Source organism: Vibrio minamisatsumaniensis (genome assembly GCF_050337445.1).
Classification (GTDB): Bacteria; Pseudomonadota; Gammaproteobacteria; order Enterobacterales; family Vibrionaceae; genus Vibrio; species Vibrio artabrorum.
This window is the reverse complement of the sequence record NZ_JAKJSY010000075.1, coordinates 1-23,294: the sequence shown is the minus strand read 5'-3', so window position 1 is coordinate 23,294 and position 23,294 is coordinate 1. Positions and strand designations below refer to the sequence as shown.

The following is a 23,294-nucleotide window of genomic DNA, read 5'->3' as shown; positions in this document are numbered from 1 at the left end:
ACAATATACATTGAGTAATTGATTCATTTTATTTTCAAATAAAAAACAATATTTAAACATTCAAAATCTCGAGTTGGGTATAGCTATTTTTGAAAGTTAAATTATTACTTTTAGATTAGGTTTATTGAGATAATAGTCACTCAATCAAGTGGTAAAAATTGTAATATCTTCGTTTTATTAAAACTTGGATTTAAACAATGAATATAGTGGAGCGCTTTTTAGGTTACACAGAGATTAATACAACCACAAACCAAGCAAACGGTGCCGCAGGCATCATGCCTTCAAGCACTGGACAATATGAATTAGCGTGTTTGGTTAAAAAGCAATTAGAAGAGCTAGGTTGTGTTGATATCATTCTTCGAGATACCGCTATTCTGACCGCTACTTTACCCTCTAACTCTGAAAAAAAATTACCAACCGTTGCTTTCTTTGGGCATCTTGATACTAGCTCAGAACGCACTGAAGACACGCATGCAGAAGTGGTTCATTATCAGGGCGGAGACATTCCATTATCGACAGGCCCAATTCTCTCTTTAGCAGAACAGCCTGAACTCGCAAATTATATTGGGCAAGAAATCATCGTGAGTGACGGGCAATCATTACTCGGTGCCGATGATAAAGCCGCTATCGCTGCTATTTTAAATGCGTTGCAGTTTTTTAAAGAGAATCAAGACGTCGAACACGGGACGGTAAAGGTAGGTTTTGTTCCTGATGAAGAGCAAGGGCTTCTTGGAGCAAATGCATTTGATGTGAATGAGTTTGGTGCCGATTTTGCTTACACACTCGATTGTTGTGGAATTGGTGAGTTTGTTTGTGAAAACTGGAACGCAGGTAATGCCGTGGTTACATTCACAGGACAATCTGCGCACCCTATGAACTCAAAAGGTAATTTGATCAACTCTTTACTGTTGGCCAATTCATTTATGACCCAATTCCCAGCAAAAGAAACGCCAGAGCATACTGAGGGGCGCGAAGGTTACTATTGGATGAAAAAACTGGTAGGTAACTCAGCGAAAACGGTTCTTAATATGGATATTCGCGACTTTACGGAAGAAGGCTATGCGTATCGTAAAGCCTTTATTGCGGAACAAGTTAGAATATTCAATGAAAGGAACAATAATAGAGCTGTTCTTGAATTGACGGATCGTTATAGCAATGTGCACAATTATCTAAAAGATTCTATGTTGCCTGTTGATCTCGCAATGACGGCCTATAAAGAGAATGGTATAGAACCAAAAGTGATCCCTATGCGTGGCGGTTATGATGGGGCTGTGCTTTCAGAAAAGGGGTTACCATGTCCGAATATATTTACTGGTGCTCACAACTTCCATTCGATATTTGAATATTTGCCGGTTCCATCACTCGTGGCGGCAAGTAATGTGGTTAAGAGCATTATTATTAACTTGACAGAGCATGAAGGTTTATAAATATGGCTCAGTTAATATTAGTTCTTATTATTGTTGTTATTGTTGCCAGAATGATTTTAAAAGGGTATCGAGCAGAGCCTACCTTATTAATGTCAGGAATAGTTTTAATCTTTGCCACAGGGATATTTGGCTGGGGACCGATGCTACCAGCTTCTGTAGCATCAACAAACTTTTCAGGATTTGAGCCGTTTAAATACGTTCAATTTTTAATGGGATACCGTGCTGGTTCGTTGGGTTTAATGATCATGGCATTAGTCGGTTTTGCTGATTATATGAGCCATATAGGAGCGAATGATGTTGTCGTTCGTTTAGCCACCAAACCATTAAGTCGCATTAAAAACAAAAATATCATGCTCTTTTTCGCTTATTGTATGGCGAGTATCCTTCAGCTCGCGATACCATCAGCAACGGGATTAGGCGTGTTGTTAATGGGTACTTTGTTTCCTGTTATGTTGGGTTTAGGGCTTTCTCGTGGTAGTGCTGCGGCTGTTATTGCTAGCTCATTGGCGGTAAGTTTTACGCCAACTGGTGTCGATGCTATCCGTGCTAGTGAGGCGCTAGGAATGGATTTAATGAGTTACGTTTCTCATTATCAAGCGCCAACATCCATAGCGACAATGGTCGTTATTGGTATTATGCATGTTATTTGGCAAACGCATGTCGACAAAAAACACCCCGAGCAGTTTGAAGCGACAGCAATGGCGGACTCAAAAGTGGAAGGATCTGCGCCGAGCTATTATGTTATGTTGCCTCTACTCCCTATAATGATGGCGATCGCTTTCTCTAAATTGGTTGTTTCAACGATTAATATGGACGTAACGACGATAGTCTTCGTCTCTATGTTTATCGCCATGCTGTGCGAATGCATAACGAAAAAAAGCTTAAAGGCTGTTTTTGATGGCTTTGGAGTCTTTTCGAAAGGGATGGGAAGTGCGTTTAGCAGCGTCGTCGTTTTATTAGTCGCTGCGGGTGTTTTTGCGTATGGTATTCAAGCGACTGGTGCGATTTCTAACTTAATCATGCTTGCTCAATCGGTTGGTTTGCCAAGTGTCGCTATGACTTTGGTTTTTGCTGTTGTCACTTTAATGGCGGCAGTCATTATGGGGTCAGGTAATGCACCATTCTTAGCGTTTGTTGAGTTAATTCCAACGATCGCAACAAGTATGGGAGCGAATACGGCAGCAATGTTAATGCCAATGCAACAAGCGTCCGCAATTGGTCGTGCGATGTCTCCAGTATCCGCGGTTGTCATTGCTTCAGCTACCGGGGCGAAGTTAAGCCCTTTTGATGTGGTTAAGCGTACATCTGTACCTGTGTTGGTCGGTTTCGTGTTCCATTTTATTATCGTATACGCATTTTATAGCTAAGTTTTGCGTCTATTTATGAAATAAAAAGCACACAGCCACTTTATCTGTTTGCATTAAAGACAAAGACCAGCTGAGTTAACAGCTGGTCTTGAAAAGCAAGGCGAATCTGGACGGGTTCAATACTTTCTATGCGACAGACGCGTAAGACACTTACGTCTTGGATTTGGATATCAAACTTTGTACTGTGTTATCTATACAATACCACCGGATGAAAGTGCGATGCGCCCTGATTTGTTAATGATTTATAACATGCAGTTTGCAGGGAACGGTCTGCAATCTTTAGCTTTAAGCCATATTCAATTCAATTAAACGCGATTATCGCCGCAACTGTATGCCACTATCTGGCTGATTTCGCTCAGGCTACGCCCCGACTGTTGCTGCCATTCGTTGAAAGCCTTACTTGCCGCGAGTTGTGCTCGCTTAGTGTTACGACCACTATCGACGACCTCTGTACTGCGCAGGTGCGCTTCAACATCCGAGGACAAGATGAAGGTGTCTTTACCCATTTGACGCAAGGTGTAAGCGCCCGTGTTGCCACCTAATCGCTTGCCGTGTTTTTTCAGGTAATCCCAAAGTTCTGTGATGCGTTCTGATGGCCAGTCGGCAACCATTTGTGAGAACGAATCAGCGTCACGCTTGGCATTATGAATCATGGTGGCATTGGCAGGGATGGTCATCACCTTAGTAAGGTGACGAATAATGCGCGGGTCTTGCGCTTTCTGCTCCCACATCTCGTTCGGCAGCATCAGCATCTTTTCGATGTCGAATTCAAAGAACACTTCTTCAAATTGCGGCCACTTCTTTCTCACCACATTCCATGAAATACCACACTGGAATACCTTTTCGGTAAAGGCGGCTAGCCAACGGTCGTCGGTGATTTGCGATAACTCGGCTTGGGAAAGGGGCGCACGAACAATCTTTTCGAGCTCGGCCGCTCCACCTTTACGGTGAGCCGCACGTTGATAAATGGTATCGAATTTTTCTTGGGTCATTGGAGGTTCCAAATTACATCTGTGTAGCCAATGCTTAATGATATGGGGTCAAATTTGGCAATTAAAACGATTCTGTTAAAACAAGCCTGTTAATTAAAACAAGCTAGCAGAGCTTTAATGCCATCTGATACAAGGGCCATGTTTTATCATTGAACTCTTTCACGTTCGGCTCTTCTTGTTAAATTTCTGAGGCCAGCCTATCAACAAAACCACGCATGTAGTCGGTGCGCTTGTTGGCTTCTAACTTGGCGGATTCTGTATTCATGCTTTCAGCGAGCTTGAACAGCTTTACGTAGAAATGGTCGACGCTGTAATGTTGATCATCTAAGTCACGCTGCTTCGCGAACGGGTCTTCGTGGTTATAGAGCTCGGCCTCGAAGCTTTGGCCCACGTATAGGCAGCGAGCAATGCCTATCGCACCGAGAGAATCGAGACGATCGGCATCTTGGACGATTTGTGCTTCCAAGGTTTCTGGCGCGATGTTGGCGCTGTAACTGTGAGTGACAATCGCATGATGAATCTCGTCAAGATAAGGCGCAGGATACTCAATGGATTTGAGGAAAGAGATCGCCTTGTCTGCCGCCATTGTCGAGCTTTGGGCTCGGTCTGGGTGGTTCTTGGGAAAGGTGAAACAATCATGAAGGTAAGCGGCAGGCAGAACGACTTCAAGCTTCGCTTGTTCTTGAGTACATAAAACCTTAGCAGTTTTGACGACGCGCTTGATGTGGCTGATGTCGTGCGCCGCATCTTGGGTCATTTCTTGTTGTGCAAAATCAAGCAGTTGACTTTCAAATTTTTCAATCACGCGTCCTTTTCTCCATCTCTAGACGTTATCAATGTTGCCTGTCACTTAGCCTCTGTTTTACATCGACTGTAACCGTTTCTAGTGTGCGTTTTTAGCTTTTATAAAAGGAATACCCACAAAAAACCGACTCAGTAAGTCGGTTTAATATTGGTTTTTATTGGATGTGATGTGCTTTTATGCTGCGGCTTGTTGCAGCAGCGCCAATACATGATGCAGCGATGGGCTGATCGTATGCCCAAGCGCTCTTACTTCTTCACAGGGCTCGACCAAATCTGGGATCTGAAAACTGATCATGTTGGCTGCCACTGATGCGCGAATACCGTTATTCGAATCTTCAAACGCTAGGCAAGTCTCCGGAGCAACCCCTAGGCGCTTTGCCGCAAGCAGGTAGATTTCTGGGTGGGGTTTACCATTGGTGACTTCACAACCCGTGCTTAACGAGGTGAAGTAAGAATCTAGGCCAGCCAGCTCAAGCTTCTTCTTCGCGATATCAAGCTGAGTGGAGGTCGCCACCGCGATTGGAATGTCATTCGATTTTAGCCATTCAAGCAGCTCAATCACGCCATCTTTTACTGGAATGGCTTGGTGCTTAACGATTGCACTGTAGCGAGTGCGCCATTCTTTGTTCAGCGCTGGGTAATCTAAGCCTTCACCGTAGCCATTTCGAAAAATCTGTTCGACGGTTTTTGCGTTACAACCAATGATTCTGAGGTAAACATCTTGCAAAAAAGGAACGCCTTGCGCGCGACACGCTTCTTCAAAAACCTGCATGCAAAGTCGCTCTGTATCGAGCAATAATCCATCCATATCAAAAATAGCCGCTTGAAAATTCATATTCGTGGTTCTTTATCTAGTGTCGTGGTAGGGGAAGTATTTTGGCATAGTGTATCAGGGATAGGCGAGCGAGTGTTGAGCAAAACCTTACAAGTTGTCTATGGGGGAGGCCATTGAATGATTTGCAATGCAATTGGTTTTCGCCTTAATAATATCCTTAGGTTATGAGTTTTGTGTTTTATAGAGCATCGTGATCTAACAGATACAATACTGATTATCATAGATAACAAATTTCGGTTAAACCTTCAGCTCACCATTACAATTAATAAACGAACAGGCTTGGTAGCGTGACCATAATCTGATAAAAAGTAATTTGCAGAAGCTTGCAATCATAGTGTGACCAAGCAAAAAGTAAATGTTGCGACTTAGGGACAAAATATCATTAGTCCATATTTTTAGCAGGGTTGCTTATGTTGTATTTCGAGTTTTTATTTTTATTAGTCGTCCTTTATATCGGTTCTCGGTATGGCGGTATTGGCTTAGGGGTTGTTTCTGGAATTGGTCTGGTGATCGAGGTGTTTGTCTTCAAGATGCCGCCAACGTCTCCACCCGTTACCGTAATGCTGATCATCCTCGCGGTTGTGACCTGTGCTTCGATCCTCGAAGCGGCTGGTGGCTTGAAATATATGCTGCAAGTTGCAGAAAGGGTGCTGAGAAAGAACCCGAAACGGGTTACATTGATAGCCCCTTTTGTCACGTACTCGATGACGTTCTTATTGGGCACTGGCCACGCGGTATACTCAATCATGCCTATCATTGGTGATGTCGCATTGAAGAACGGGATTCGTCCTGAGCGCCCAATGGCAGCGGCATCAGTGGCTTCACAATTAGCCATCACGGCTTCGCCAATCTCTGCCGCAGTGGTCTATTACCTCGCGCAACTGTCAGATGTTCAACATTCTATTACACTTCTTTCTATCTTGATGGTGACAGTTCCTGCAACGCTGTTTGGCACATTTTTACTTTCTTTATACAGTTTAAAGCGTGGCAAAGAGTTGAATGACGATCCTGATTATCAAGCTCGTTTAAAAGATCCTGAGTGGAAAAAGCGCATTGAAAGCACCACCGCGACGTCTTTGGATGAAAAGCTTCCAACGTCGGCTCGTAATGCAGTATTGATTTTTCTATTGTCGATTGTCGTGATTGTTATCGTGGCGATGGTGCCTGAAATCAGAACCATCGTAGATGGCGACAAGCCCATTAAGATGTCAGTGATCATCCAAATGATGATGCTCTGTTTCGGCGGTATCATTTTGTTGGCAACCAAAACAGACCCGCGTGACGTGCCAAATGGTGTGGTATTCAAATCGGGTATGGTAGCAGCGATTGCTATCTTCGGTATCGCTTGGATGTCGGATACCTACTTTCAATACGCAATGCCTCAGTTTAAATCTGGCATCGTGGAAATGGTGACCAACTACCCATGGACGTTTGCGCTTGCGCTATTTATCGTATCGGTTGTGGTGAACTCTCAAGCTGCAACAGCACGTATGATGTTACCGGTTGGCCTTGGCTTAGGATTAGACCCAGCACTGCTTATCGGCTTGATGCCAGCGGTGTACGGTTACTTCTTCATCCCGAATTACCCATCAGATATCGCAACGGTTAACTTTGATGTGTCTGGCACCACTAAGATTGGTAAGTGGTACTTCAATCACTCATTCATGTCGGTGGGTTTAATCGGTGTGGTCGGCGCATGTTGTTTAGGCTACGCACTGGCACAGATTTTTATCGCTTAATCTAGCTCTTTATCACTTAATCTTACTTTTTGACGCTTAATTAAACCAGCGATAACGAGATAAGAAACGAAAACAGCGCCTACTGAGGCGCTGTTTTTGTTTGTTCGGCTTGGAAGTGCTGATTCGAATCTAGGTTTCGAATTCATAACCAATATTAACGAGGCTCAAAGACCAACGACTGGCCTAGTGGTGCCAACGATGAGGTGGCTGTTTTTGATATCAAAGCCGGATTCCATCACTGACTTAAAGCCACGCACCATCCTCTCTGTTGCTAGTGAAAAGTAGCGGGCAGACTCGCTTTCTCAGCAATGTAGTGGTTTGAAAGGCGCGAATGGCCTCAATTTGTTATTGCAGTGGTTTGCTATTGAGCGATACCATATACGACTGTTTTATTGATAAAGATTATACAATGTCAGATGAAAAGCTCGCGCTAGAGTGGATGCGCCAACAAGCGCACAAAATTGATCCGTATGTTATAAATCCATCATTTGATGAATGTGTTGAACTGCTTGAACCTGCTTTCAAAAAGGGAAAAAGTGTCGCGCAGCTAAAATATCTATTATCAGAAGCGGATCGCCGTGCGGGTGCTGCAGAGCGCAAACATGCTGCTTTAAAGTTCGCCAAAGAGAAAAGCCCAAAGGCAGGTCAAAACCTTCGTCTTCAAAGTAAGCTCCAGCAAGTGCAGTTAGCGTTAAAGCTAGCCACTGGTGATAACAACATGACCATATCGCAGTTTTGTTCTGAGTATGATGTTAGCAAGCGAGACGGCAACGATGCATGGAATGAAAAGTTGGTTGAGCAGAACAAAAAGAAGTAATTTTCGCCATGCCTTATGCTTTCTAATCTAAGGTTCGATAAGTTTCAGTTGTTCATATACTCATTTTAACCCCTATCAATCAACATCATTCAATGGCATTTCAAACGTTTGAAAAATTTATTTTTCTTAGGTTTCGCTAAAGTACATCAATGTGCGCGAGAGACCGTTTTTCGTTCATTCATTCACTTCACTTGTGACAAAGTTATCAGAATTATGCATTCTCGGTAACGTTCCCGAAAGTATCGATCTATCATCCAGATAGATACAAAATCTGTAGAAATCAATACAACTTGATTTCTATTTCTTCTTCGATATTAAGCTTGTGCATCAAAAGTATGAGTTTAAGTGCGCTTACGAATTATTTCGGGAACGTTTGCAGTTTTATCCAAAATAATTAACGTGAGAACATCAGAATGAAACGACACACTTTAGCGGTTGCTGTAACAATGGGGCTAATGACAACATCGGTATTAGCAAGTGAAGATGTTGCGGCATTAGAGCAACGTATTAATGAATTAGAACAAAGGGTTGTACAAACGGAACAGGCCTCCACCGAGGCTAATGAAAAGGCTTCTTCGTTTGAGTTTCACGGCTATGCTCGCTCTGGGTTATTGATCAACGATGACCTAAACGGCGCGACAGGCACTGGACCTTATATGACGGCAGCAGGTGCCATTGGTGCGCCAATTGGACGCCTTGGTGTTGAAGATGATCATTACGTTGAAGCGAACTTGATTCATAAACGATTTGCAGACGATGGTTCTAGTGCTTTGTTTCGCATCATGTTAGCCGACAGTACCGAGACAAATAACGAGTGGACTGCCAGCGAAAGCCAGTTGAATGTACGACAAGTGTATTCAGAGCTGAATCGCCTGAGTATGTTCTCTGAATCTGAAGCGTTTTCTGAAGCAACGTTCTGGGCAGGTAAACGATTCGATCGCGATAATTTTGATATTCACTTTTTCGACTCGGATATTGTCTTCCTGTCAGGCACTGGCGCAGGTGTTTATGACGTTCAAATGAGCGACGACTGGAAAGCGAGTTTCTCTATTTACGGTCGAGATTTTGGTGAGATTGATAGCTCATCAACCGATGTCGAAAACTACATTGCAACCATGAATAACCGTATTGGCCAATGGCAGGTGATGCTGAGTGGCATGGCGTCAGCAGACAACGACACCCGACTACATGGCGCAGCGAAAAGCGGTGTACACGCTATGCTAGCGTACCATGGAGACAGCTTCTTTGGTGTGAGCGAAGGCTTCTCTAAAACAGGTATGTTAGTGGGTAGCGGTTTAGGTGCGGAGCTAAAAGGCATCGGTTCAAATGGTGATCTACTGGATGATGCAAAAGCTGTTCGTCTATTCAGCTACGGTGTGACTCGCATTGGCGACAACTGGCGTTTAGCGCCGGCATTAATGGCAGAGCATAGCCAAGACCGTCTGAAGAAGAATGACGAGTTCACATGGGCTTCTTTAAACGTTCGATTGGCTCAAGAGTTCACAGAGAACTTTGAGATGGTTTACGAAGGTTCACTGCAGTACATGGATTTGGACAACGCGACCGAGCAAGCGAGCGGCGGTTTCTACAAAGCGACAATTGCACCAACACTAAAGCTTTCGACCAGCACCGGCTTTTTTGACCGACCAGAGCTGCGTTTCGCTGTGAGCTATGTGGATTGGAGTGAAGATCTGAATGGTTACTCGATCAGCACTGACGCGGATGCAGCAACGATGGGAGAGGGCGGTGAGGTTCTATTTGCACTGCAGATGGAAACTTGGTTCTAATGGCTCGATATATCGTTTAGGTAGAGAGTGTTAATCATGATGTGAGATTCACATCGTCAAATGCCAACCTTATCGTTGTTAACTCGAGGGTTGGCATTTTTATTTTGGGAGCACTTGATCTCTGAAATAAATCGCTAGCAAGATTCTCGATCAATGGTGGTGAAGGTCAGCACCATTTTACTCATTTCAAAACCTTTTTTTTCAATACGGTCGAGTAGCAGCTTGGCTCCATTTTCTCCCGCTTTATCAAACGCATAGTTAAACGTAGACAGCGATGGCGTACAGACAGAAGCCAGCTCATCGTCACCCACACCGAGCACCAATATGTCCTTTCCAGGAACAAGTCCCGCTTCCTGAATCGCTCTGATCGCACCGATTGCGATACGGTCAGTGGCGCAGAATAGGCCGTCGAGCTTGGTGTGCTCCTTGAGATAATGCTTAGCCAGTTTGTAGCCAGAATCGATGGTGAAGTCGCCACGGGCGTGAAATTGCAGTGCGAGGTCGTTAAATTGAAGTGATTGAGCAAAGCCTTCCGATCTCATCTTATCCACCGCAATATCATCGCCTTGTACGCCTATGAACCCCATGTATTGACAACCCTTCGAGATAAGGCGGTTACCTGCTTCAAACCCTACACGAGTGTCGTCGTGCACAATACTTGGGATGTTAAACATTGAACCGTCTTGACCAACCAACACCACGGGTACGGCAGAGCTTTGAATCGCTTTGACCAATTGGTTGTCGAGGTGGGTCGCGTACAGGATGATGCCTTCAACACGCTTCTGGTTAAATATCTGAATGTATTCAAGTTCTTTGTGGTGTGTTTGGTGCGTGCTCGCTAATAAAACATGCTTGCCTGCTTGCTCTAATACTGCGGTTAAACCGTCGACACCTTGAGCGGTGGCATGGGAAGAAACCCTAGGAACAATCACGCCAACGAGGTTGGTTTTCTGAGACTTTAAGTCTTTAGCGACTTGGTTTGGGAGATAGCCACACTCTTCCACCGCTTTGCGCACTTTAATCTTGGTCGCGTCTTTTACGCCATACTCATCATTGATTACTCTTGAGACCGTCGACTTGGAAACTCCAGCGAGACGAGCGACATCATGAAGACTAGCCATTATAAATTATCCATTATCATTTTAGTTTTGGGATTGTTTGCAAACGAGCCATCAAATTTCCCTGTTTATTCGGAGATTTTAACCCTCTCGCCTCATCCAGGGGAGATAATTTAAAGATCATCCTCACACTATTGAGCAGTTATCTTTGATCATTTGTTATTTCTAAGCAAAAATTTGTTTTGCAAACGTTCCCGAAAGTTCAAAGGCACAAATGATAATCCAATGGGGTATGTAATGAATTATCCAAAAATAGCAAAAGAGCTGCTCACTCTATTAGGTGGTAAAAGTAATATCACGGCACTCGCGCACTGTGCGACTCGTCTGCGTCTTGCCGTTGCTGATCAAGAAAAAATTGACGAACAGGCAATTGATAACCTAGAAGGGGTCAAAGGCCAGTTTAAAGTCGCGGGTCAATATCAGATCATCTTTGGTTCAGGCATCGTCAACCAAGTTTATGCAGAGATGGCAAAACTGACTGAGATGACGGAAATGTCGACCAATGATGTGTCGGCGGCAGGGGCTGACAACCAAAATATCGTGCAGCGCGCAGTGAAAGGCCTGTCTGATATATTTGTCCCAATTATTCCTGCGATTGTTGCTGGTGGTTTGTTGATGGGTATCTACAACCTATTGACGGCTCAAGGCTTGTTCATTGATGGCAAATCTTTGATCGACGCGAATCCGGGCTTGACTGACTTAGCAAACATGATCAACACATTTGCTAATGCTCCTTTTGTTTACTTACCTATTTTATTGGCATTTTCAGCGAGTAAGAAGTTTGGTGGTAACCCATACCTTGGTGCGGCTTTAGGGATGTTAATGGTTCACCCAGATCTTCTGAATGGTTGGGGCTTCGGCAGTGCATCGGTGACAGGCAACATTCCGGTTTGGAACATTCTGGGCTTCGAAATTGAGAAAGTGGGCTATCAAGGTTCAGTGCTGCCAGTGCTCGTTTCTGCGTTTATTCTTGCGAAAGTAGAACTTGGTCTACGTAAAGTCGTGCCTTCAGTTCTGGACAACCTGCTAACACCGCTACTGGCTATCTTTGTGACTGGCTTACTGACATTCACCGTAGTGGGTCCATTTACACGTGATATTGGCTTCCTACTGGGTGACGGCCTAAATTGGCTATATAACAGTGCTGGTTTCATTGGTGGGGCGGTATTTGGTTTGATTTATGCGCCATTCGTTATCACAGGCATGCATCATAGCTTTATCGCTATCGAAACTCAGTTGCTTGCGGATATTGCAACAACGGGGGGCACGTTCATTTTCCCTATCGCAGCGATGTCTAACGTGTCACAAGGGGCGGCGGCGCTGGCTGTTGGTTTCATGACTCGCGATACCAAAATGAAGAGTATTGCGATTCCTTCAGGCGTCACTGGTTTACTCGGTATTACAGAGCCAGCCATGTTCGGTGTGAATCTAAAGCTTCGCTATCCATTCATTGCTGCGGTTTGTGCCGCTGCGGTTTCAAGTGCTTTCATCACCATGTTTCATGTGAAAGCACAAGCGCTTGGTGCGGCTGGTATTCCCGGTATTATCTCAATATCGCCGGAAAAAATCGGTTACTACGTGGTCGGTATGATTATCGCGTTCGTCACGGCCTTTGCACTGACCGTTGTTTTAGGGCTGCGCGAGCGTAATAAACAAAACATTAAAGCAACGGCTTAACGTTTCTCCCTAGAAGTGAAGTCCCCCTTTTCACTTCATTTCCTAAGCTTTAGGGTGCTAGCTAGGTGATTTGGCTTAGCTAGCCTTTTTATATTTTTACATGACAATGTGAACCGTTATATCCATTCGCTTGTCATGATTTTCAGTTTTAAGGTAAGAAAGATGAATCAAGTTTGGGTAACGGGAGACGCTGTCGTCGACCTCATTCCGGAGACAGATAAGACATTGTTGAAATGTCCGGGTGGTGCTCCTGCCAATGTCGCGGTTGCTATTGCTCGTCTTTTAGGCAAAAGCGCCTTTTTCGGCCGAGTGGGTAACGACCCGTTTGGCACCTTTATGGAAGTGACTCTGCAAAACGAAGGTGTGAATACCGAACGTTTGGTGAAGGATCCTGAACAGCGCACGTCAACGGTGGTGGTGGACCTTGATGACCAAGGTGAACGCAGCTTTACGTTTATGGTGAAGCCAAGTGCCGATCAGTTTATGTCTGTGGATGACATTCCTGAGTTTAAGAAAAACGAGTGGCTACACGTCTGCTCAATCTCTCTGGCTAATGAGCCAAGTCGAAGCAGTACCTTTGAAGCCATCCGACGCATGAAAGCGGCTGGTGGTTACATCAGCTTCGATCCAAACCTTCGTGATGAAGTGTGGCAAGATCCCTCAGCAATCAAGTCTGTGGTCATGCAAGCGGTTGCCTTGGCGGATGTGGTTAAATTTTCGGAAGAAGAGTTGGATTTCTTAACCGATTCGACGTCGATGGAGCAAGGTTTGGCTCATATTGCTGAGCTTAACAACACGCTTATTCTGGTTACTCAGGGTGCGAAAGGCGTATGGCGAGTATTTGAAACGCAAGGCGTGTTGATGTCAGGTCGTTCAGTGACGCCAGTGGATACTACAGGGGCGGGCGATGCTTTTGTTGGTGGCTTGCTTGCAAAACTTTCTCAACATGATGAGTGGAACAATCAACAAGTCGTCGATTCTGCAATTCAGTGGGCGAATGGTTGTGGTGCTCTGGCGACAACGCAAAAAGGCGCAATGACCGCACTTCCAACGCAAGAAGATCTCACTCAGTTTATTCAAAAAAATTCTTCAAATACCAATGCTGTAAAGGAGAGTGTATGAGTTTGAACTCGAACTGGACAGTAGAGCAAAGGTATCGACGTTTAGAAGATATTTCTCAAGAGAGTATCGATGGGATGGTAGAGCTTCGCAAACAAGACTCTGGCTATCCAAGCTACCATATTGCGCCTAAGTTTGGCCTGCTCAACGATCCAAATGGCTTGTGTTTCTTTGATGGCGAACACCATTTATTTTATCAGTGGACGCCGGTGGGGCCTGTCCATGGTATGAAGTATTGGTATCACCTTTCAACCAAAGACTTCGTTCATTTCGAAGACCACGGCATTGGCCTACACCCAGACCAAGATTACGATTCTCACGGTGTTTATTCTGGTGGCGCATTGGTTGAAAACGGTAAGGCACTGTTGTTCTTTACGGGAAATAAACGTGATGAAAACTGGCAACGAATTCCAACTCAATGTTTTGCCAAGATGTCTGCCGACGGCAAAATAGAAAAGCACGGCGTGGTTATTGAAAACGAGCACTACACTGAACATTTCCGCGACCCAAAAGTGTGGAAGCAGGGTGACGATTACCTGATGGTTGTGGGGGCTCAAACACCTCAGGAAACAGGTTCAATGGCGCTATATCGCAGCCGTGACCTGATGAATTGGCAGCACAAAGGCCCAATTCAAACTCGTTACAACAACCTTGGCTATATGTGGGAGTGTCCCGATTTCTTTGCAATAGACAATCAGTCGGTGATGCTGTTTTCTCCGCAAGGCGTGTCGAGCAAAAACCCATACGACTTCAAAAATATCTATTCTGTGGCTTACATTGTGGGTGATCGCCTGAACCTAGATACGGCGGAATTGGAAAATCATCAAGACATCGCGCAGCCGGATTACGGCTTTGATTTCTACGCCCCACAGACTTATTTAGATGATAAAGGTCGCCGTATTATGATTGCTTGGATTGGTCTGCCAGAGATTGACACACCATCTAACGAACATCAGTGGGCGGGTATGTTGTCGTTACCTCGCGAACTTCACATCCAAGATGGCTATCTTGTTCAGTCTGCTTTACCTGAATTGAAAGTGCTACAGGGGGAAGCGGTTACGGTTGAAAATGTTCTTGAACTGGATACGACCAGCTTCATGGTTGAGCTCGAAACGGATGCGGACGAGTTTGAGTTTACACTTGCCAACGTTGCGGGTGATAACATCGTGTTCAGTGCGACAAATAAGGCGTTCATTCTTGATCGCAGCAATATGTCTCAACTCTACGCTGAAGAGTTTGGGTGTGTGAGAAAAGCGCCGAGGTTGAGCATCAAGCAAACCATCGAGGTTTATGTCGACAAGTCGGTCATCGAAATCTTCATCAATGGCGGTAAACATACCATGACCAGCCGTTTCTTCATTGATGATTTAAGTGTGCTGTCCATCAAAGGTGACGTAAAAACCGTTTATCGTTCAATGAGCCCAATTAAAGGGCTAGATGATTAAGCCCTCTTTGCCTCCATTAAAAAGCTGCTGTTTGTTGTTCTGCTTTAAACGTTAGGGGATTTCGACGTCTAATTAATCAGCATGTTGAGATCAAAGGCAGTCGTGAGTGGGAAAAAAAACTGCGCTTGGAAGCCAAAGCGCAGTTTTTAAATGAGGTCTATTGCCGTTCGATTTTAGCGAATATAGTTCGCATCAATACTTACGTACCAGTGCTGCAGCTTGCCGTCGGCCTTTTTGACCCACAAATCGTTGGTGTAGCGCTCAATCTTGCCGTTAACCGTAAGATTGAATGTGTTCTCGTCGAATTCGCCAAGCTTCACGAATTGGTCTGTGGTAATTAGAAACGGATCCATATCGTCCACACCAACCACATCTGAAATCACATAGTAGTGGTAAGTGAGTGGTTTGCTTGCATCATTCGGATTGCTGCGATATGCCACAAGCTTGAACGGTTCCGTTAGTGGCACATTAAGTGTTTGTTTGTCCATGGTCGCAGGGATCGGTATAAACAACCAGGCGGTAAATAGGCCGCTTAATAAAACCATCAGAAAGAAAAGAGTCTTAATTACTTTCATTGCAACCTTCAAAATAAGTGATGTTGAAGACGCTATGGTAACAGGTTTGATTTGCTGATTGTAAGAGTATGAATAAGTGAAGGTGGCACCAGTCTGTTAGAAAGTTTGAATGAGTTGACTCACTGTTCACAACTTTTTGATCTAAAATCTTTGCTTACGATTCTCTGCCTACATCCTTTGATGTATATCGCTGAGTATGAGTAATACCAATCACAGTAAGTAAGTGAWCAGAAATAGCGYAGRRARAAAGMTTRAGAACAAGGCGGCTCTTTTCGAYAAGAAGTTTCGATAAGTAGTTATTCTACAATCAAAAATTCTAACGAAGTTATCGAGCTTTTTAACAAGCTAGGGTGACCAGTTATTTACTACGATTGGTATAAAAGCAGGCACAAAAAAGCCCACACCTTACGCTTGCAAGGTGTGGGCTAAGTTAACGGTGATTACTTGTTTAGGTAAGCAGCGTGGAACTCAATATGTTCATCAATAAAGCTAGAGATGAAGTAGTAGCTGTGGTCGTAACCTGGCTGCATACGTAGCTCTAAATCGGCATTGGTCACCTTAGCGGCTTCGACCAATTGCTCAGGTTTAAGCTGTTCAATCAGGAAGTTATCCGCTTCGCCTTGGTCAACTAACATTGGTAGCTTAGTGCCTTTGGCTTTTAGAAGTTCAGAGGCGTCGTAGTGCTTCCACTCTTCAATATCTAAGCCTAGGTATTGGTTGAAGGCTTTTTGTCCCCAAGGGCATTGCATTGGGTTGGTAATTGGGCTGAATGCCGAGATAGAACGGTAGCTATCTTCGTTTTTGATGCCAATCGTTAGGGCACCGTGTCCGCCCATGCTGTGGCCAGAAATCGACTTCACCGAAGTTACTGGGAAGAAAGACTCAATCAATGCAGGAAGCTCTGTTACCACGTAATCGTACATGTGGTAATGGCTGTCCCATGGTGCTTGAGTGGCATTTACGTAGAAGCCGGCACCTTGGCCGAGATCGTAATTTTCATCGTCGGCGACACCTTCGCCTCGTGGGCTAGTGTCTGGTGCAACAATCGCGATGCCTTGCTCAGCCGCGGCTTTGAAAGCGCCGGCTTTTTGCATGAAGTTTTCATCGGTACAGGTTAAGCCTGACAACCAATACAAAACAGGAACTGGGTTTTCTTTGCTTGCATTTGGTGGCAAGAAAATCGCGAAACGCATGTTGCAGTCAAGCGTTGCAGAAAAGTGGGTGTATTGTTTGTGCCAACCACCAGCAACCTTTGCTTGGCTAATGTTTTCGATTGTCATTTATGGTGCTCCGTTAGGTTGATGGTTTTTTGTCTATAGCATTTAAAGTTTCACCACCCACCGGGCAGGAGGTGGTGAAGACAGTTTGTTGCTTTTTATTCATAGCTTTGTCCTCGATACTCAAAGAATCGAGGACAACCTGTTATTAATTACGATTGGTATTATCTATCCATGTGTAGAACAGTACGGATAGATTCACCTTTGTGCATTAGGTCGAATGCTTCGTTAACGTCTTGCAGCCCCATTGTGTGAGTGATGAACTCTTGCAGACCAAATTCACCCGCCATGTAACGGTTAACGATTTCTGGAAGCTCAGAGCGGCCTTTAACACCACCGAAAGCAGAACCACGCCATACACGACCAGTTACGAGTTGGAATGGACGAGTAGCGATCTCTTGGCCCGCACCTGCAACACCAATAATGACCGATTCGCCCCAACCTTTGTGACAGCACTCAAGCGCTTGACGCATCACGTTGACGTTACCGATACACTCGAAAGAGTACTCAACACCACCGTCTGTCATCTCAACGATAACGTCTTGGATTGGCTTGTCGAATTTAGTTGGGTTGATGCAATCCGTCGCGCCAAGCTGTTTTGCTAGCTCGAATTTGCTCTCGTTGATATCTACACCGATGATGCGGTTAGCACCCGCCATGCGAGCACCAATGATGGCGGAAAGACCGATACCGCCTAATCCGAATATCGCAACGTTGTCGCCTTTTTCAACTTTCGCTGTGTTCAGTACCGCGCCCATACCTGTTGTTACACCACAACCGAGAAGACAGACTTCTTCAAGTGGTGCTTCTTTGCTTACTTTCGCTAGAGAGATTTCTGGAAGTACAGTGTACTCAGAGAAAGTCGAGCAACCCATGTAATGGAAAATTGTTTCGCCATTAATAGAGAAGCGGCTTGTACCGTCTGGCATTAGGCCTTTACCTTGCGTTTCGCGAACCGCTTGGCATAGGTTAGTTTTACCCGATTTACAGAACTTACATTCACCACATTCAGCGGTGTAAAGTGGGATAACGTGGTCGCCAACCTCAACACTTGTCACGCCTTCGCCGATCATCTCAACGATGCCGCCACCTTCGTGACCAAGAATTGAAGGGAAGATACCTTCTGGATCGTCACCTGATAATGTGAATGCGTCAGTGTGACAAACACCAGTAGCAACGATGCGAACGAGAACCTCACCCGCTTTAGGAAGTTGTACATCAACTTCTTCCATTTTTAGTGGCTCGCCAGCGGCCCATGCAACCATCGCTTTTGATTTGATATGCGTTTGACCCGGTTTAATTTCGATTGTCATTGGAGGTTTCCTATCTATCTCAGTACAGCGAATAAGCGTGTAATTAAATTCAACCCGTTAAGCGTAGTTGAGCTTAATTGTTTCCGCCCTCTCGTTTTGTTGGAGCGAGTATAGGTGCGAGTATTATTTTTGATAATCCCCCTAAATAGAAAATGATTATTACGTATTTGTAATAATGAGCAGTGTGACAGAGATTGAACTCAGGTGAGTGGACTTAGGTATATCTTGTTGGTAGGCATCCGGGCGGATTATTGTTCAGAGCAGGGAGGGGCATGGCTGGTGAAATGGCTAGCGGGTCCAGCTAACCACAAGCGGATAAGTACGGCTTGTGGCTAACTAAGCTAAGCTTGAGTGTGAATACCTTAAAATTATTGAATGAGACTGTTCAATGACGAGATAAGGTCTGCTTCGAGATCATCAAGTAGTGCGTATCTTTTTGTGTAAAGACTGCGTTTACTTCTTTTTAATCCGGCAAGCTCCTTTCGTTCGAGATTGGTTGGGATTTGATAGAAATGTTTATTTATCTGTTCCCCACCATTCTCTTTCCATAAGGAGTCATAATCACTTTTTATCGCATTTTTCTTTGAGCCCCAATACCGAAGTGCTTGATATACATGGCCTTTATTTGATACCGCAACAACTTTATTCACATTAAAATATCTAGCAAAGCTCAAGCTTAAATTCAACATTAAGGCTTTCGGGCGAAGGCCGTGCAATGTTCGAGTGATCTCTTTTATTTTACTATTACTATCAACCACATGCCGATTCGAACCTTGCAAACACCCGATGTGTAATACTCTTTCCCCAGATTGCTCGGATAGATTAAAGGTAATTGAGTATATTGAATAACCAGTATCACATTCTACAAGTCTGATACCGATAGACCCCTCTCTTACTTCACCAGAGAATAACTCAATCCGATAGGCGCTACCATTGCGGTCAATAAAGGTCGTTATCTCAAAGGGTTGAGCGTAAATATTGATAACATTTTTACCAAATTTAGACGCTAATATATCAAAATGAGATTGGATAAGATTGACGCGTTGCTTGGATGAGAAGCGAGGTGAAATAAAAGGCTTTAACGGCTTTTCAAAAAGCTTATAGTTCAGCTCAAAGATGGTGGTTAGATTTTCATTCTCGTGCAGATTATCCATGGCACGGATAACATGCGGACTCAATATTCCCCACATCATAAATCGAATGTTTTTACGTAAGTAATCAACCCCAGAGCTGTGAGGATGAACTTTATTTGACAAGGTATATATCTTTTTTAAATAGCTCATAAATAATACAATTGACCTGGGAGATGGAATGAATGTTTTTCTACTGAAGACTCCCATTATACTCCAATTTAGAGAATAAGTGCGATACTTCATGAGTCAGAATTAAAGGTTGACGATATGATGAACAATGGTTGAGTATTATTGGTTAAAAGCTCAACCTTTTTAAGTAAATTAATAGAGAAAACGGACATGTTGTTTAATGAAATACTCAGTGCTAATAGCATGTCAATTTTTTCATTCTCTATTGTTTAATCAGATGACAGGATCATGCTGCAATATCGAAATGAATGCATCTAAATACTGCTCTATCGTCAGATCGGCTGAAACGGGTGGTAGCTCAACGGTAATACAAGGTAGTTTTCTTTCGCTGCACCAGGTGCCAAATGAACCTGGGGTGTCGTAATCGACGTCTTCGACGAGTGGTAGGTTGAATTGTTTGCCTAGCCAAGTCGCAAGTTCGGATTGAGCGGGATCGTCGACCATTGCCAGTGGCTCGTGAAAAGAGACCACAAACTGGGGTTTACGTTGCTCTATAAGGTTGATCAGTGATTGGACTTCAGGCTCAAGTTTATCGGTTTGGCCAGTTTTCACTTTAACGTCTCTTACGGGGGTGTGAGAACTCCAACGATAGACGGTGCCTTTTTCTGTCCAATTTTGAGTCGGAAACGCACGGTTTAAATCAACCTGATTGGCGTTGGCTCGTGTACCTAACTGGTTACCGTCTGGGTTCATCGATAGAATCACATCGTGTTGTAAGTTGGCGGCGGGCAAGCTTCTTAGCGCGCAAGACAGCCCCGCTATAGACGCGGTTTCATCGCCGTGTGTGCCAGCTAAAATGAGTCCGCGAGATTCGCTTTGTCGCTGCGCAGGAAAGTAGAGCAATGGTGCGCCTAATACTGAGCATCCGAATGGGATAGGTTTTAATGAAAATGCTGCTCTTTCCGTTCTTGGAATTAAACTCACATGAGTACCCTTATTGATAAAGTGCTGTTAACTATTCACTAATTAGATAAACTGAACGGCTAAATTCGTCAATAGTTGTAGTGTTATTTTTATTATTTTTGAAGATAGGCTAAGAGAGCAAAAATATGGACTTTAAGAAACATTCAATGGCTTTACTCATTTCATCTCTACTGACCCCTTTTATAGCATTAACCGCTGCTGCAGAAACATTGCCGGCTGGAGTGACTCTGGCGAAAGATCAACATTTGGTGCGAGCGAATGATGCAGAAGCCGCAACATTAGATCCTGCGAAGGCTGAAGGGATGCCTGAAATGCACATTTTACGAGACCTGTTTGAAGGTCTCGTCATTCAAGATCGTGATGGCAATATCAAGCCCGGCGTGGCTGAATCATGGGAAACCAAAGATAACAAAACCTTTGTATTTCATCTACGCAAAGATGCGAAATGGTCGAATGGCGATCCTGTGACGGCGAATGATTTTGTTTATGCAATAAGACGTGCGGTTGATCCTAAATTAGCATCACCCAACGTGTGGTATCTCAAGTTAACTAAAATTAAAAACGTTGCCGATGTAGCACAAGGTAACAAGCCCATTGAAGATCTGGGGGTCTCCGCTGTCGATAAATACACGGTGAAGTTTGAACTTGACAGTAAGGTCCCATATTTTGTGGCGATGACGGGACATACTTCAATGATGCCAGTACACAAGGCGACACTGGAGAACAGCGATAAGCCGTGGAGCGATCCTAAGCAGTTTGTTGGTAATGGTGCATTTGTATTGGATAAATGGGTGGTGAATGAGCGCATTGAACTTAAGAAAAATCCTCAATATTGGGACAGCTCAAATACGCATTTAACCCAAGTAACCTATATTCCGTTTGAAAACCAAAATGCTTCGATTAATCGATATGCGGCAGGTGAGGTCGACATCACTTCCGATGTGCCAACAAGCCTGGCACCGCAACTTAAAGAAAAATACAAAAATGCGTATACCGCAGTGCCTTTACTGTGTACGTATTACTACGCGTTTAACACCACGCGTCCTCCATTTAACGATGCTCGAGTGCGTAAAGCGGTGTCTTATTCGATAATGCGTGATGTGATTACTAATGGGGTTACTCAGGTGGGTAATTTACCGGCTTATACCTTTGTTCATAAGTACACGTCAGGTTTTGAGGCTACTCAACCAGCATACAGTAAGTGGACACAAAAGGAGCGCGACCAAAAAGCGCAAGAGCTGCTGAAAGAAGCCGGATATGACGCTGCTAACCCGCTGAGTTTTCAACTGCTTTATAACACCAGTGAATCGAACAAATCGATAGTGGTGGCTATTGCTTCAATGTTGAAGGGCAATCTCGGTGCGAACGTTGATTTAGAAAACCAAGAATGGAAGTCTTACCTAGTATCACGTCGACAAGGGGATTTTGATGTGATGCGAGCTTCTTGGTGTGGTGATTACAACGAAGCATCAACCTTTTTGAGCTTATTGCGTTCAGGCACTTCCGGTAATTTTGCTCGCTACAGTAATGAAAAGTACGATTCAGTGATGAACAACGCGTTGTCAGCAACCAATGAGCAAGCGCGCCAAGGGCTCTATGACCAAGCAGAACAATTTCTTGCTGAGGATATGCCTATCGCACCCATCTATTACTACATGCAGGCTCGCCTAGTGCGACCAAGTGTTGGCGGCTTTGCGAAGAACAACGTGGAAGGGCGTATCTATTCTAAGGACCTCTATATCAAAGAATAGATAGGCTAAATGCGAGTTCAGGCCTAACGCATAGATATAAAAGATAGAAGAAAAGGGACGTTGATCATAAATATCTGATCAACGTCCTTTATCGTTAATCTATAACGAGACAGTAAASAAATATGATTTATTTCTATCCAATAAAGGAGTTCACTATGCTTATTGATCAGGAAGAGCATGACTGTGGACGTTAATGATAAGACGCTAGCAAAAGCTCATTAAAACTCTTCATACAGCGAAAGAGCCGTTAGCCCCTAATTAGGGTGTTTTCTTATCGCTTCCTTATACTAATTCTCTCTTCCCCCTCCTTAAATTTTGTTGAGTGTAATCACCGATCATAATGGTACTTCTCTCGCTTGATATCGCATCATCAAGAACAAACACGATAGTGAGATGTATTTTTAATTAGTATTTGCTATATTTCGACCTTAATGTTGCTCTTTTTGATATGCAACAGGTTTGATTGTGTGGTTTGATTGCTTGGAAATTAAAATGAGAGAAGGAAGATAGAAAAACATCTCAAGCTCAGAAAAAGTTAGATGATGTGATTGTCTGTCCGATTTAAGGAAGAATATGGATACTTTCCCGCTAGACATAAGAACCCTAAGTATAATTTTTATTATCTTCTCACTGATTTTTAGTATCGGTCTTTTATTATTTCAGTCGGCTCAAAAGCAAGTATTGGGTCTTGCTCTTTTTTCGTTATCTGATCCGCACCAGAAGTTTTGGACACCGAGTTAAGTGAGTACAATCACTAACGAGGTGAACAATGACAACTAAGAAAACACGAATCAAACATGCTCCTGAATTTAAAGCCGAAGCGCTTAAGTTAGCAGAGAAAGTCGGTGTCTCTGCTGCCGCACGACAGCTTTCGCTATATGAATCTCAAATTTATGGGTGGCGTAAAGCCGTCAAAAAAGATGCGAAAATCAGCGATAGAGAAAGGGAGCTCGCCACTGAAAATGCCAAACTCAAACGATTATTGGCAGAGCAAGCTGAAGAGCT

Annotated in this window: 19 protein-coding genes and 1 pseudogene; 11 read left to right on the top strand and 9 right to left on the bottom strand. The window is 44.0% G+C overall.

Annotation, left to right across the window (positions count from 1 at the left end):
* Positions 1 to 197 precede the first annotated feature (197 nt).
* Together pepT and dcuC are read left to right on the top strand one after the other, a co-directional pair.
* Entirely contained in the window at positions 198 to 1,427 is a 1,230-nt protein-coding gene (pepT, locus tag L4B77_RS15825) for a peptidase T (protein WP_429751589.1), read from the top strand.
* Between the two features lie 2 nt (positions 1,428 to 1,429).
* Entirely contained in the window at positions 1,430 to 2,794 is a 1,365-nt protein-coding gene (dcuC, locus tag L4B77_RS15820) for a C4-dicarboxylate transporter DcuC (protein WP_429751587.1), read from the top strand.
* A 305-nt stretch (positions 2,795 to 3,099) separates the two neighbouring features.
* Here dcuC and L4B77_RS15815 read toward each other — a convergent pair whose 3' ends face one another.
* The 3 genes from L4B77_RS15815 to L4B77_RS15805 form a co-directional block, all read right to left on the bottom strand.
* Positions 3,100 to 3,786 (bottom strand): DNA-3-methyladenine glycosylase I, encoded by a 687-nt coding sequence (locus tag L4B77_RS15815; RefSeq protein ID WP_372065324.1) that lies wholly within the window; start codon positions 3,784 to 3,786, stop codon positions 3,100 to 3,102.
* A gap of 178 nt (positions 3,787 to 3,964) precedes the next feature.
* The gene (locus tag L4B77_RS15810) at positions 3,965 to 4,591 is read right to left on the bottom strand and encodes an HD domain-containing protein (protein ID WP_429751585.1); all 627 of its coding nucleotides are present in this window, start codon (positions 4,589 to 4,591) and stop codon (positions 3,965 to 3,967) included.
* A 174-nt stretch (positions 4,592 to 4,765) separates the two neighbouring features.
* Positions 4,766 to 5,425 carry an HAD family hydrolase gene (locus L4B77_RS15805; RefSeq protein WP_261840375.1) on the bottom strand — a complete coding sequence of 220 codons (660 nt, stop codon included), beginning with the start codon at positions 5,423 to 5,425 and terminating at the stop codon, positions 4,766 to 4,768.
* Positions 5,426 to 5,835: 410 nt separating this feature from the next.
* Between L4B77_RS15805 and L4B77_RS15800 the strand changes: the two genes are divergently transcribed.
* From L4B77_RS15800 to L4B77_RS15790, 3 genes are all read left to right on the top strand, one after another.
* Positions 5,836 to 7,164 (top strand): anaerobic C4-dicarboxylate transporter, encoded by a 1,329-nt coding sequence (locus tag L4B77_RS15800; protein WP_261840374.1) that lies wholly within the window; start codon positions 5,836 to 5,838, stop codon positions 7,162 to 7,164.
* A gap of 409 nt (positions 7,165 to 7,573) precedes the next feature.
* A complete protein-coding gene (locus L4B77_RS15795) occupies positions 7,574 to 7,981 on the top strand; it encodes a hypothetical protein (RefSeq protein ID WP_261840370.1) in 408 nt (135 codons plus the stop codon).
* A 413-nt stretch (positions 7,982 to 8,394) separates the two neighbouring features.
* Positions 8,395 to 9,768, top strand: a complete 1,374-nt coding sequence (locus L4B77_RS15790) for a carbohydrate porin (RefSeq protein WP_372093686.1) — start codon at positions 8,395 to 8,397, stop codon at positions 9,766 to 9,768.
* 134 nt (positions 9,769 to 9,902) lie between these two features.
* On the opposite strand, the gene L4B77_RS15785 is transcribed toward L4B77_RS15790, so the two are convergent.
* Entirely contained in the window at positions 9,903 to 10,889 is a 987-nt protein-coding gene (locus L4B77_RS15785; protein WP_429751581.1) for a LacI family DNA-binding transcriptional regulator, read from the bottom strand.
* A 234-nt stretch (positions 10,890 to 11,123) separates the two neighbouring features.
* On the opposite strand from L4B77_RS15785, the gene L4B77_RS15780 reads away from it, so the two are divergent.
* The 3 genes from L4B77_RS15780 (at position 11,124) to L4B77_RS15770 (ending at position 15,127) form a co-directional block, all read left to right on the top strand.
* A complete protein-coding gene (locus L4B77_RS15780) occupies positions 11,124 to 12,563 on the top strand; it encodes a sucrose-specific PTS transporter subunit IIBC (protein ID WP_429751579.1) in 1,440 nt (479 codons plus the stop codon).
* 162 nt (positions 12,564 to 12,725) lie between these two features.
* Complete coding sequence (cscK, locus tag L4B77_RS15775; protein ID WP_429751577.1) at positions 12,726 to 13,685, top strand: fructokinase; 960 nt, start codon at positions 12,726 to 12,728, stop codon at positions 13,683 to 13,685.
* Positions 13,682 to 15,127: a sucrose-6-phosphate hydrolase gene (locus L4B77_RS15770; RefSeq protein ID WP_429751575.1), complete on the top strand. Its 1,446-nt coding sequence runs from the start codon at positions 13,682 to 13,684 to the stop codon at positions 15,125 to 15,127. The genes cscK and L4B77_RS15770 overlap by 4 nt, the downstream gene beginning before the upstream one ends.
* Before the next feature lie 173 nt (positions 15,128 to 15,300).
* Here L4B77_RS15770 and L4B77_RS15765 read toward each other — a convergent pair whose 3' ends face one another.
* The 5 genes from L4B77_RS15765 to mpaA form a co-directional block, all read right to left on the bottom strand.
* The gene (locus tag L4B77_RS15765) at positions 15,301 to 15,702 is read right to left on the bottom strand and encodes a hypothetical protein (RefSeq protein WP_261840362.1); all 402 of its coding nucleotides are present in this window, start codon (positions 15,700 to 15,702) and stop codon (positions 15,301 to 15,303) included.
* A gap of 440 nt (positions 15,703 to 16,142) precedes the next feature.
* Positions 16,143 to 16,982, bottom strand: coding sequence for an S-formylglutathione hydrolase (gene fghA / locus L4B77_RS15760; protein WP_429751573.1), 840 nt, complete (start codon positions 16,980 to 16,982; stop codon positions 16,143 to 16,145).
* Positions 16,983 to 17,143: 161 nt separating this feature from the next.
* Entirely contained in the window at positions 17,144 to 18,292 is a 1,149-nt protein-coding gene (locus tag L4B77_RS15755) for an S-(hydroxymethyl)glutathione dehydrogenase/class III alcohol dehydrogenase (protein WP_261840360.1), read from the bottom strand.
* 368 nt (positions 18,293 to 18,660) lie between these two features.
* Complete coding sequence (locus tag L4B77_RS15750; RefSeq protein WP_176312021.1) at positions 18,661 to 19,575, bottom strand: VirK/YbjX family protein; 915 nt, start codon at positions 19,573 to 19,575, stop codon at positions 18,661 to 18,663.
* Positions 19,576 to 19,827: 252 nt separating this feature from the next.
* Positions 19,828 to 20,538 (bottom strand): murein tripeptide amidase MpaA, encoded by a 711-nt coding sequence (gene mpaA, locus L4B77_RS15745; protein WP_372040449.1) that lies wholly within the window; start codon positions 20,536 to 20,538, stop codon positions 19,828 to 19,830.
* Between the two features lie 125 nt (positions 20,539 to 20,663).
* Here mpaA and L4B77_RS15740 point away from each other — a divergent pair, with 125 nt between their 5' ends.
* From L4B77_RS15740 to L4B77_RS15730, 3 genes and pseudogenes are all read left to right on the top strand, one after another.
* On the top strand, positions 20,664 to 22,289 hold the full coding sequence (locus tag L4B77_RS15740) for a peptide ABC transporter substrate-binding protein (protein ID WP_429751570.1): 1,626 nt from the start codon (positions 20,664 to 20,666) through the stop codon (positions 22,287 to 22,289).
* A gap of 573 nt (positions 22,290 to 22,862) precedes the next feature.
* Positions 22,863 to 22,997 (top strand): annotated as a pseudogene (locus L4B77_RS15735) (GGDEF domain-containing protein); the annotation flags it as partial.
* 61 nt (positions 22,998 to 23,058) lie between these two features.
* Positions 23,059 to 23,294 (top strand): transposase (locus L4B77_RS15730; protein WP_429751568.1); only part of this gene is annotated, 236 nt, incomplete at its 3' end.